Origin of the sequence: Bradyrhizobium sp. 17 (assembly GCF_023073515.1) — a bacterium.
GTDB lineage: Bacteria > Pseudomonadota > Alphaproteobacteria > Rhizobiales > Xanthobacteraceae > Bradyrhizobium > Bradyrhizobium canariense_D.
The window spans coordinates 159692-171023 of the sequence record NZ_JADPJQ010000128.1 but is presented as its reverse complement, the minus strand read 5'-3'; the positions used below and the strand labels follow the sequence as shown (position 1 = coordinate 171023).

13 protein-coding genes and 1 other RNA gene are annotated in these 11332 nt (G+C 65.1%); 9 read left to right on the top strand and 5 right to left on the bottom strand.

Features of this window, described 5'->3' with window-relative positions:
* Positions 1-109 precede the first annotated feature (109 nt).
* The 5 genes from IVB13_RS35925 to ffs all read right to left on the bottom strand — a co-directional run bounded on the left by IVB13_RS35925 (position 110) and on the right by ffs (position 3621).
* Positions 110-547: a hypothetical protein gene (locus IVB13_RS35925; protein WP_026232439.1), complete on the bottom strand. Its 438-nt coding sequence runs from the start codon at positions 545-547 to the stop codon at positions 110-112.
* A 26-nt stretch (positions 548-573) separates the two neighbouring features.
* Complete coding sequence (gene recR / locus IVB13_RS35920; protein ID WP_018453017.1) at positions 574-1176, bottom strand: recombination mediator RecR; 603 nt, start codon at positions 1174-1176, stop codon at positions 574-576.
* A 1-nt stretch (position 1177) separates the two neighbouring features.
* Positions 1178-1507 carry a YbaB/EbfC family nucleoid-associated protein gene (locus IVB13_RS35915; RefSeq protein ID WP_007597704.1) on the bottom strand — a complete coding sequence of 110 codons (330 nt, stop codon included), beginning with the start codon at positions 1505-1507 and terminating at the stop codon, positions 1178-1180.
* A gap of 105 nt (positions 1508-1612) precedes the next feature.
* Positions 1613-3430: a DNA polymerase III subunit gamma/tau gene (locus IVB13_RS35910; RefSeq protein ID WP_247492252.1), complete on the bottom strand. Its 1818-nt coding sequence runs from the start codon at positions 3428-3430 to the stop codon at positions 1613-1615.
* Between the two features lie 94 nt (positions 3431-3524).
* Positions 3525-3621, bottom strand: an RNA gene (ffs, locus tag IVB13_RS35905) — signal recognition particle sRNA small type.
* A gap of 193 nt (positions 3622-3814) precedes the next feature.
* Here ffs and IVB13_RS35900 point away from each other — a divergent pair.
* The 9 genes from IVB13_RS35900 (at position 3815) to IVB13_RS35860 (ending at position 11303) form a co-directional block, all read left to right on the top strand.
* A complete protein-coding gene (locus tag IVB13_RS35900) occupies positions 3815-4660 on the top strand; it encodes a transporter substrate-binding domain-containing protein (RefSeq protein ID WP_247492240.1) in 846 nt (281 codons plus the stop codon).
* 124 nt (positions 4661-4784) lie between these two features.
* The gene (locus IVB13_RS35895) at positions 4785-5447 is read left to right on the top strand and encodes an amino acid ABC transporter permease (RefSeq protein WP_018453014.1); all 663 of its coding nucleotides are present in this window, start codon (positions 4785-4787) and stop codon (positions 5445-5447) included.
* Positions 5444-6241, top strand: coding sequence for an amino acid ABC transporter ATP-binding protein (locus tag IVB13_RS35890; RefSeq protein ID WP_018453013.1), 798 nt, complete (start codon positions 5444-5446; stop codon positions 6239-6241). Before IVB13_RS35895 ends, IVB13_RS35890 begins: the two co-directional genes overlap by 4 nt.
* Entirely contained in the window at positions 6241-6996 is a 756-nt protein-coding gene (locus tag IVB13_RS35885; RefSeq protein WP_018453012.1) for an SDR family oxidoreductase, read from the top strand. Before IVB13_RS35890 ends, IVB13_RS35885 begins: the two co-directional genes overlap by 1 nt.
* The gene (locus IVB13_RS35880) at positions 6993-8120 is read left to right on the top strand and encodes a muconate cycloisomerase family protein (RefSeq protein ID WP_018453011.1); all 1128 of its coding nucleotides are present in this window, start codon (positions 6993-6995) and stop codon (positions 8118-8120) included. The genes IVB13_RS35885 and IVB13_RS35880 overlap by 4 nt, the downstream gene beginning before the upstream one ends.
* Positions 8121-8395: 275 nt before the next feature.
* Positions 8396-8815 carry an HIT family protein gene (locus IVB13_RS35875; RefSeq protein ID WP_018453010.1) on the top strand — a complete coding sequence of 140 codons (420 nt, stop codon included), beginning with the start codon at positions 8396-8398 and terminating at the stop codon, positions 8813-8815.
* 11 nt (positions 8816-8826) lie between these two features.
* A complete protein-coding gene (nudC, locus tag IVB13_RS35870) occupies positions 8827-9765 on the top strand; it encodes an NAD(+) diphosphatase (RefSeq protein ID WP_018453009.1) in 939 nt (312 codons plus the stop codon).
* A gap of 7 nt (positions 9766-9772) precedes the next feature.
* Positions 9773-10726, top strand: a complete 954-nt coding sequence (locus tag IVB13_RS35865) for a sugar kinase (protein WP_018453008.1) — start codon at positions 9773-9775, stop codon at positions 10724-10726.
* Between the two features lie 67 nt (positions 10727-10793).
* Entirely contained in the window at positions 10794-11303 is a 510-nt protein-coding gene (locus tag IVB13_RS35860) for an Lrp/AsnC family transcriptional regulator (RefSeq protein WP_018453007.1), read from the top strand.
* Positions 11304-11332 lie beyond the last annotated feature (29 nt).

Genomic DNA, 11332 nt, shown 5'->3' with positions numbered 1-11332 from the left:
CCCATCCACGCCTTGCTACGCGGCGCCAAAAACGTGGATGCCCGGGACGAGCCCGGGCATGACGAAAAACAGATGCGCTTATATGTGTGGCGAGCAAACGGGGCGCCCCCTACTGCTTCTTGATCAGGCTCCATTTCGTGATCACGGCCTCGCTCATCTGGCCGGGATCGCTGGCGCAGGCGACTTCGTCGACCTTGACCGAGATCTCCTTGCCGGCAAACGTCTTCAGCTGCGCTGCCTGCGCGTCGCCGCTGGGAACGAGCTGGAAGGTTTCGGGTCCGGTCTCGAGATTGCACAGCCCGCTCGGCGGCGGCAGTCGGCGCGGCTCGGAGGTGATCTGGTAGGTCGCAACCCGCTTGCCGACGTTCTTGACGTCGCGCACTTTCATCGTGTTCAGCTCGCCCGACAGCACCTCCCCGGCATTGATCGGCTTGCCGGGCTTCGACGGCGGCGGAGCCCCGTCGTCCTGTTGCGCGGAGATGGCCGGCGTCGCCAGCATCGTCAGCGTCGCGACCAAAGCCCATCGTGTGGCGAAAAGTTTCGTCATGTCGTCCGTTCCGTAAGTCTGGATGGCTAGAACAGGGTGCGCTGCCGCATCGCGGCCGATAGCGTACCTTCATCGAGATAATCAAGCTCGCCGCCGACCGGCACACCATGGGCGAGCCGGGTTACTTTTACGTTGGCGTCCTGAAGCAGGTCGGTGATGTAATGTGCCGTGGTCTGGCCGTCGACGGTGGCATTCAGCGCCAGGATGACCTCATGCACCTGTGCCTCATGCGCGCGCGCGACCAGCGCCTCGATGGTGAGGTCCTGCGGGCCGACGCCGTCGAGCGGCGACAATGTCGCACCCAGCACGTGATAGCGCCCTTGAGTGGCATTGGCCCGTTCCAGCGCCCAGAGATCGGCAACGTCGGCGACGACGACGATGATCGAGGGGTCGCGCCTCGGATCGGTGCAGACCGTGCAGGGACTTTGCGTGTCGATGTTGCCGCAGGTCTTGCAGACCTGGACCTTCTCGAGCGCGACCTGCATGGCCGAGGACAGCGGTATCATCAGCGCTTCGCGCTTCTTGATCAGATGCAACGCGGCGCGCCGCGCCGAGCGCGGACCGAGGCCCGGCAGCCGCGCGAGAAGCTGGACCAGCCGCTCGATTTCAGGACCCGCAACAGCGCCCATCCTACTGGCCGAACAGCCCCGACAGCCCCGGCGGCAGACCGAGCCCGCCGGTGAGCGACTGCATCTTCTCCTGCATGGCGGCTTCCGCCTTGCGGCGGGCCTCGCCGAAGGCGGTGACGAGCAGATCCTCGAGCACCTCGCGCTCTTCCGCCTTCATCAGCGAAGGATCGATCTTGACGCCCTTGACGTCCATCTTCGCGGTCATGCGCACGGCGACGAGACCGCCGCCGGAGATGCCCTCGACCTCGACGTTGGCGAGCTGGTCCTGCATCTCCTGCATCTTGGATTGCAGCTGCTGCGCCTGCTTCATCATGCCGAAAATATCGACCATCGGTGCTGTCCTTGGTTGGCGCGATGACTCATCGTCGCGCCTTCGCTGATTGTTTTGAGCGTGATCCAGTCGGAAAAGCGCTGCACGCTTTTTCCGGATCATGCTCTAGAGATCGTCGCCGTCGGAACCGTCGGGCGGATCGTCACTGCCATAGTCGGCGTTAATATCGGATTCCGGCGCCTGGGGGGCAAGCCTGCGGACCTCGACGACCTTCGCACCCGGAAACCGCGACAGCACCTCGCGCACGCGCGGATCGGCCTCGGCGGTGCGCGCATGTTCCTGCTTGGCCGCCTGGCTTACCGAGCGCAGCGTCGGCTGGCCCGGCTCGTTGGAGACGATCACGGTCCAGCGGCGCCCGGTCCAGAGCTCGAATTTTCGCGCGAGATCGGAAATCATGGTCTTGGAGGCGTTCGGCTCGAGCGCGACTTCCAGCCGGCCCTCCTCGAAACGAACGAGGCGCATGTCGCCTTCGAGCGCGCCCTTGGTCAGGAGGTCGCGCTTCTGCCCGGCCAGGGCAACGAGCTGGGTGAAGCTCGTGACGCGCAACACGGGCGTGGCAGCTTGCGGATCCGGCGCGGGTGTTGCCATCTGCGGACGAGCACCACCGCCGCCGAACGAGGACGGTGACGAATTCGGCATGCGAACGGGAGCCGCGGACGCCACCGGCCCGGCCGGCGCGTTGCGCGCGGCACTGCCGCCGCTCACGACCGGCGAACCACCGCCGTTCTGCTCCAGCATCTTGATCGCTTCGTCAGGCGTCGGCAGGTCGGCGACATAGGCGATGCGCACCAGCACCATCTCGGCGGCTGCGGCGGGCCGCGTCGCGGCCTGCACCTCGGTGATGCCCTTGAGCAGCATCTGCCACATCCGCGACAGCACGGGCATCGAGATCTTCGAGGCGAAATCCCGCGCGCGCACGCGCTCGGTCTCGCCATAGGCGACGTTGTCGGCGGTCGCCGGCACGATCTTCACGCGGGTGACGAAATTGACGAATTCGGCGAGATCCGAGAGCACGACGATCGGATCGGCGCCGACGTCGTACTGGTCGCGGAACTCCCTAAACGCGGACGCGATGTCGCCACGCGCCAGAGAATCGAAAAGATCGATGACACGGGTGCGGTCGGCGAGCCCCAGCATCTGCCTGACGGCATCGGCCTTCACGGTGCCTGCCGCATGCGCGATCGCCTGATCGAGCAGCGAGAGCGAATCGCGCACCGAGCCTTCCGCGGCGCGTGCGATGATACCTAGTGCTTCGGGCTCGATCTCGACGTTTTCCTTGGCCGCGATGTTGGCCAGATGCTTCATCAGCACGTCGGCCTCGACGCGGCGCAGGTCAAAACGCTGGCAGCGCGACAGCACCGTGACCGGAACCTTGCGGATCTCGGTCGTTGCGAACACGAACTTGGCGTGCTCCGGCGGTTCCTCCAGCGTCTTCAGGAAGGCGTTGAACGCCGCCGTCGACAGCATGTGGACTTCGTCGATGATGTAGACCTTGTAGCGGGCGCTGGCCGGCGCGTAGCGGACGCTGTCATTGATCTGACGGACGTCGTCCACGCCGGTGTGCGAGGCCGCGTCCATCTCCAGCACGTCCATGTGCCGGCTTTCCATGATGGCCTGGCAATGCACGCCGAGCGTCGGCATCTGGACCGTCGGGCCCTTCACCGAGCCATCCGGCATCTCGTAGTTGAGCGCGCGGGCAAGGATGCGCGCAGTGGTGGTCTTGCCGACCCCGCGGACGCCGGTGAGAATCCAGGCCTGCGGAATGCGACCGGTCTCGAACGCATTTGAGACGGTGCGGACCACGGCTTCCTGGCCGATCAGATCGTCGAACGAGGAAGGACGGTATTTCCGCGCCAGCACCCGGTAGGGCGTGCTGGCCCGGCCGGCGCTGTCAGGGTTGGGAGGGGCGCCAGCGTCGGTCATCGGTCGATCCGCAATGAAGTGTCTTTCGGCCGGCTTTGCGGAAAGGAGCGCGCTGGCGGCCCGAGCCGCCGGCGCAATTCGCTCGGAAAAACAGGTAGGAGACTGACGAGCGACCCGATCCGGACCTCGTTAGGGCTGCTTCCTTCCGGACCTGACCCGGTTGGCGAGTGGCTCGTCCACCGCCAATCTCCCGGCCCCTATTTGGGGCCAAAAGGACCGGAAAGCAAGCGGGTATCGGCTTGAACAGGCGCGGCTTCATGGTGGCTTGCCCAGCATCCGGGCAATTCCTGGTCTGCCCAGCCGATAGGCTGTGCTTTCACTGCCGGAGGCGCCTTGGTAAGAACGCTGCCGGAACTTCTTCCAACAGAAAAGCGATTGATCCCAATGGTTACACGTCGTGATGTTGCATCGATTGTCGGACTTGGCGCGATTGGCGCGGCGACGCTGGCCTCCCCTGCCGTGGCGCAGACCGCCGATACCAACGAATCGACCTTCGCCCGCATCCGCCGCACCAAGAAGATGCGGATCGGCGCGGTCGGCGGCGGCGCGCCCTATTACATGAAGGATCTTTCGACCGGCCAGTGGAAAGGCTTTTACGTCGACATCGCCAAGGCGCTCACCGAGGACATGGAGGCCGAGCTCGAGATCACCGAGACCACCTGGGGCAATTCGGTGCTCGACCTGCAGTCCAACAAGATCGACATCTTCTTCGGCCTCAACCCGACCCCGAAGCGCGCGCTGGTGGTCGACTTCTCGGTGCCGGTCTTCAACAACGCCTTCGGCATCCTCTGCAAGAAGGACTTCAAGCCGAAGAGCTGGGCCGAGCTGAACTCGCCCGACATCAAGATCGCGGTCGACCAGGGCTCCTCGCACGACCAAGTCGTGAGCCGCCTGACGCCGAAGGCGCAGATCTCGCGGCTGAAGACCGCCGACGACGCCACCGCCGCGCTCCAGACCGGCCGCGTCGACGCGCAGTGCCTGATCACCATGCTGTCGCTCACGGTGCTGAAGAAAAATCCCTCGCTGGGCCAGTTCGTGCTGCCGACGCCGATCTTTGCTACCACGTCGAACGCCGGCTTCCGCCGCGAGACCGACAAGACCTGGCGCGACTACGTCAACACCTGGATCGACTTCAACAAAGGCCTCGGCTTCATTCGCAACGCCATCATCACCAACATGGAGCTGGTGGGCGTGACCGAGGCGGACATTCCGCCGGGCGTTTCGCTGTAGTCTTCCACTGTCATTCCGGGGCGCCCAAAGGGCGAACCCGGAATCTCGAGATTCCGGGCTCGATGCTTCGCATCGCCCCGGACGACAATGCCGGCGGTCAAGGCGTTCGACGAGTAACACACGCATGTATCAGTGGGACTTCGGCATCCTCTGGAGCTATCGCTGGCTCTTTCTCAACGGGCTCGGCGTCACCGTAGGCTTCACCGTGGTCATCGTCGTGCTTGGCCTCGTCTTCGGCCTGTTCGGCGCGTTCGGCACCCTGTCGCGCTTTCGCGCGGTGCGCCTGCTCGCGCTCACCTTCATCGAGGCGTTCCGCTGCACGCCGATCCTGGTGCAGCTGATCTGGTTCTATTACGCGCTGCCGATCCTGGCGGGTGTCGAGATGACCCCAATCACGGCGTCGGCGCTGGCGCTGTCGCTCTATGGCGGCTCGTTCTATTCGGAGATCATCCGCGGCGGCATCATCTCGATCGACCGCGGCCAGTCCGAAGCCGGTGCCGCGCTCGGTATGACCCCGGGACAGAGCATGCGGCGCATCGTGCTGCCGCAGGCGATCAAGCGCATGATCCCGGCGCTGATGAACCAGTCGATCATCCAGTTCAAGAACACCTCGCTGGTCTCGGTGCTGGCGGTGCCTGATCTGGTCTATCAGAGCCAGGTCGCCGCCCATGACAGCTACCGTCCGCTGGAAACCTACACCGCCGTCGCGGTCGCCTATGCGGCGATCCTGATCCCCCTGACCATCATGGTCCGGCGCGGCGAGAAGCGACTGGCGGTCGGCGAATGAGCGACACCTCTTCCAAGATCGAGATCCGGGCGCTGCGCAAAAGCTTTGGCAGCAACGAGGTTTTGAAGAGCATCAGCCTGGATGTCGCGAAGGGCGGCGTCGTGGCGCTGATCGGCCCGTCCGGCTCCGGCAAGTCGACGCTGCTCCGCTGCATCAACCTCCTGGTGACGCCCGACGGCGGCAGCGTTCGCGTCGGCGACACCCGCTTTTCGTTCGGCGAGGGTACGAAGCTCCCCGATGTGAAGACGCTGGCCAAATTCCGTACCACCACCGGCATGGTGTTCCAGCATTTCAATCTGTTCCCGCACATGACGACGCTGCAGAACGTGATGGAGGGACCGGTCACGGTGCGGCGCATGGCCAAGGCGGACGCCGAGAAGCTGGCGCGGGCCCAACTCACGAAGGTGGGCCTTGCAGAGAAGGCCGACCAATATCCGGCAACGCTCTCCGGCGGACAGAAGCAGCGCGTCGCGATTGCGCGGGCGCTCGCCATGGAGCCGGACGTGATGCTGTTCGACGAGGTCACCTCCGCGCTCGATCCCGAGCTTGTCGGCGAGGTCTTGAACGTCATGCAGCAGCTGGCGTCGGAGGGCATGACCATGGTGATCGTCACCCACGAGATCGCCTTTGCCCGCGAAGTCGCCGACCGTCTGATCTTCATGCGCGACGGCGTCGTGGTCGAGGAAGGCCCGGCGCGACAGGTGATCGACAATCCGCAGGAAGGAGCGACGCGCGCGTTCCTCAGCCATTTCCACCGCACCGGCGCGCTGCCGCCGGTTACAACGGCATCGTGATGTCCGAAATCGATCGCGTCTATCTTGTCACCGGCGCCGCCAGCGGCATCGGCCGCGCCACCGCAAAACTGCTCGCGGGGCCCGGCACTGCGCTGCTGCTGCACACGCGCTCCAACGCAGCCGGCCTCGACGCCACGGCGGCGGAAGCCGAAGCGCAAGGCGCGATCGTCGCAAAATGCCTCGGCGATCTCGCCGAGGAGACCGCGGCCACCGACACCGTCGCCGCTACGCAACGTGCCTTCGGCCGGCTCGACGGATTGATCCTGATCGGCGGCCATGCCCGGCGCGGCAGCGCCATCGGTACGCCGGCGGATCAGTTCCGCAAGGCAATGGACGAGTCGGCGCTGGCGTTCACACGGTTGGTGGACGCCGCGCTGCCGCTGCTGCGTGCAGGGCGAGATTCGCGGATCGTGGCGGTGTCGTCGTTCGTCGCTCACGCGATCCGGCCGGAGTTCGCGCCCTTTGCAGCGACGGCCGCGAGCCGCTCCGCGCTCGAAGCGCTGGTGCGGCTCACCGCAGTCGAGCTCGCCAGGGAGGGCATCACCGTCAACGCCGTCGCGCCGGGCCTGATCGTCAAGGACAAGCCCAGCGAAAGCCGGCTTACACCCGAGCAGATCGCCGCGACCGAGACGCTGATCCCGATGGGCCGCCGCGGGCGACCGGAGGAAGTCGCCGAGATCATCGCCTTCCTGGCATCCCCAAAAGCATCCTACGTCACCGGCCAGGTCTGGCACGTCAATGGAGGCCTGACATGACCGAAGCCACCATCGAACGTCTCAGGCTGTTCCTGATCGAGAGCCCGATCAAGATGGCGCGCCTCCAGGGCGTCGGCAACGTCAAGGGTACGGTGAAGCGCGTGCTGCTGGAGCTCACGTCGAGCGACGGCGTGATCGGCTGGGGCGAGGCGGCACCATGGGAAGTGTTCACGGGAACGCCGGAAGCGGCGTTCGCCGCGCTCGACATCTATTTGCGGCCAATCGTGCTCGGCAAGTCGGTGCGCCGCATCCGCGCGCTGATGGCCGAGCTCGATCGTGCGCTGGTCGGACATGCCGAAGCCAAGGTCGCGATCGAGATGGCGCTGCTCGACATCGTCGGCAAGTCGTCGGGACTTTCGGTCGCCGACCTGCTCGGCGGGCGCGTACGCGACACGATCCCGCTGTCGTTCTCGATCGCCGATCCGGATTTCGCCGCCGATCTCGAACGCATGCGGAAGATGGTTCCGGACGGCAATTTGATCTACAAGGTCAAGACCGGCGTGAAGCCGCATCGCGAGGATCTCGATCATCTCGCGGCGATCCGGAAAGAATTCGGCGACAAGGTCGATCTACGCGTCGATTACAACCAGGCGCTGGCGCCGTTCGGCGCCATCAAAATCCTGCGCGATATCGAGCAGTTTGCGCCGACCTTCATCGAGCAGCCGGTGCCGCGCAAATTTCTCGACGTGATGGCGCAGCTCACCGCGGCGCTGGAAACGCCGGTGCTCGCCGACGAAAGCTGTTTCGACCGCCGCGACATGATGGAGGTGGTGCGCCGCGAGGCGGCAGATGCCGTCTCGATCAAGCTGATGAAGGCCGGCGGCCTGTTCGAGGCGCAGGCGATCATGGCGATCGCTGACATCGCGGGCCTGCCCGGCTATGGCGGCACGCTGTGGGAGGGCGGCATCGGGCTTGCCGCCGGCACGCAGCTGATCGCCGCGACGCCGGGCATCTCGCTCGGCTGCGAATTCTACATGCCGCATCATGTGCTGACCGAGGACGTGCTGGAAGAGCGCGTCGCCAATCGCGGCGGCCACGTCGTGGTGCCGGACGGTGCCGGCCTCGGCATCCGCGTCAGCGAAGCCTCGGTCCGCGCCAATGCGCGGGTGTTGGCGGAGGGGTAAAGGCACGCCCCCACCGTCGTCCTGGCGAAAGCCAGGACCCATTGCCCCAAAGAGAAGTTGCGGCACGAGGTCGGTAACCCCGAATCTTCGCCAAACCCAATCCGATGGTAATGGGTCCTGGATCGGCGCTGCGCTTGTCCAGGACGACGATCGCGTATGCCGCCTCTGCGGAGCGCCATCCTTCCCCAATCAGATTCCGTATCGTATGGTCGCAGCAAATATTCAGGGGTTCCGCCCCGCCATGCCCGATCCCATCGGGCCATCCGGAAACCTTTATGTCCGAACCCGCCTGGTCGCTGCACTCCCGCCTGAAAGAGGACACTATCGACATCGGCGATTTGCCGCTGTGCAAGGTCTTGGTCATCAAGGACGCGCATTATCCCTGGCTGCTGCTGGTGCCGCGACGCGCCGACGCGGTGGAGATCATCGACCTCGACGAGGTGCAGCAGGCGCAATTGATGACGGAGATCTCCCGCGTCTCGCGCGCGCTGAAGGAGATCACCCAATGCGACAAGCTCAACATCGCGGCACTCGGTAACCTCGTGCCGCAGCTTCACGTCCACATCATCGCGCGCCGCACCAGTGACGCCGCCTGGCCGCGGCCGGTCTGGGGCGTGATGCAGCCCTTGGCGCACGACGCCACCGAGGTGCAGAGTTTCATCAGCGCGCTTCGCCGCAAGATCTGGTTGGGTTGAAAGAACAAGAAATGTCAGCATTCGACTCGTTTCCACTGGGACAACCCGCCTTCGTCACCAACATTCTCGACCGCGCCGCGCATCTGCGCCGCGACGACGAAAAGCTGTTCGCGATGGAGCAGAAGCCGTCGTCGCGCGCCTATGTGGTCTATCGCGACTCACTGCTGGTGAAGCGCGAGGGCGACAAAGTGCGCGCGCTGCTCGGAATCGACGAGGCGTTGAAATGCGGCGCCAATCCCGGCACGATCTTCTTAGGCTTGCGCGGCGGCGCCGCGATGTTCGGGATGGGCCTGTCGCAGGCCGCGTCCGAGAAGCTGATCGGGCGCGAGGACTACGCCCTCAGCGAGCTGCGCGGCATGGCGATGCAGGGCGCGGTGCCGCCGCAGGAGCTGTCGGCGATCGCGATGGCGAAGTCGATGGTGAGCTGGCATCAGCGCCACGGCTATTGCGCCAATTGCGGCACGCGTACCGCGATGAAGGAAGGCGGCTGGAAGCGGGAGTGCCCGAGTTGCAAGGCCGAGCATTTCCCGCGCACCGACCCTGTCGTGATCATGCACGTCGCCGCCGGCGACAAATGCCTGCTCGGCCGCCAGAAGCAGTTTCCGCCGGGCATGTATTCCTGCCTCGCCGGCTTCGTCGAGGCCGCCGAAACCATCGAGGACGCGGTGCGCCGCGAGATTTTCGAAGAATCCGGCATTCGCTGCACCGAGGTGCAATATTACATGACCCAGCCCTGGCCCTATCCGTCGTCGCTGATGATCGGGTGCAGCGCGCGGGCGGTGAGCGAGGACATCGTCGTCGATCACTCCGAGTTGGAGGATGCGCGCTGGTTCACGCGCGAGGAGGCGGCCTTGATGCTGACGCGGACGCATCCTGACGGGCTCGCCGGCCCGCATCCGTTTGCGATTGCGCATCACCTGCTCGGCCGCTGGGTGCACGACAAGAGCTGAGACGGAGATGGCTGCACCAGGGATCGCGCCGCGCATCCTCTGCATCGGCATTCCCGTGCGCGACCTGACCTTTCGTGTCGAAACCGTGCCCGCGCGCGGCAGCAAGGCGAATGCCAGGCATCTCGCGGAGATTTGCGGCGGCAACGCACTCAATGCCGCGATCGCTATCGCTCGGCTTGGTGGCCGCGTCGCGTTCGCAGGTCCGATGGGCGATGCGCAGGAGACGTCGAGCGGCTTCATTCTCGACCGCATGACATCCGAAAATATCGACACAAGCCATATCGTGCGCATACCTGATGCGAGCACGCCCGTCTCTGCCATCATCATTGACGCGACGGGCGAGCGAACGCTCACGATCTATCGCGATCCGGCCCTGTGGACAGTCGAGCTGCCCGACGCCGACAAGCTGCTCGCCGATTGCCGGGCGGTTCTCGTCGAAAGCCGCTGCGCCGCGTTCGCAACTTCGCTCTGCACCGAGGCACGCCGGCGCGGCATTGCCGTCATCGTCGGCGTCGACCGCGCGATGTCGTTGCAGGACAGCCTGCTCACGGCCGCCTCACATCTGCTGTTCGCCAGTGACCAGTTGCAGGAGACAGCCGGCATCCCCGATGACGGCGCGGCATTGAAGCGCCTGGCCGCGCTCACGCCCGCCTTCCTCGCCGCCACCCGCGGTCCGTATGGCACGATCTGGCTGAACGAGACCGGCGCATTGGAGCAGACGCCGGCCTTCCCGGTTCAGGCCGTCGATACGCTCGGCGCCGGCGACGTCTTCCATGGCGCCTTCACGCTTCGCTTCGCCGAAGGTGGCGGCGTGCGGCAGGCGCTGCGATTCGCCGCGGCCGCCGCGGCGCTGAAATGCACCCGTCCTGGTGGCGGCCTGGCCGCCCCGCAACGCGTTGAAGTTGAAGAGCTTTTGAGCACGTCGCCGGCGGCGACGTTGGAGCGGGCGCCAAGATTATAGACTTGCTATAGAAAGATTTTCTCTATATCAGGGAAAACGTCCCTTGAAATGGAACAAAGTTCTTCAAATGACCGATCTCGCCGTCCCACTCCCCGAGACCAGCCGCCGCCTCGACGCCATCGACCGCAAGATTCTGATGGTGCTGCAGGACGATGCCTCCCTCTCCGTCGCCGAGATTGGCGACCGCGTCGGCCTGTCCTCGACCCCCTGCTGGAAGCGCATCCAGCGCTTGGAGGCCGACGGCGTGATTACCAAGCGGGTGGCGCTGGTCGACCAGAACAAGATCGGGCTCGGCATCTCCGTGTTCGTGTCGGTCGAGAGCTCCGACCATTCCGACGCCTGGCTCAAGAGGTTCGCCGACGCCGTCAGCGCCATGCCTGAGGTGATGGAGTTCTATCGCATGGCCGGCGACGTCGATTACATGCTGCGCGTCGTCGTCGCGGACATGCAGGCCTATGACGTGTTCTACAAGAAACTGATCAGCGCCGTGCCGCTGAAGAACGTCACCTCGCGCTTCGCGATGGAGAAGATCAAGTCGGTCACCGCGCTGCCGATCCCGGCTGTGGTTGCGGCTTAAGGCTCACCACACGCAAACTGTCATCGCCC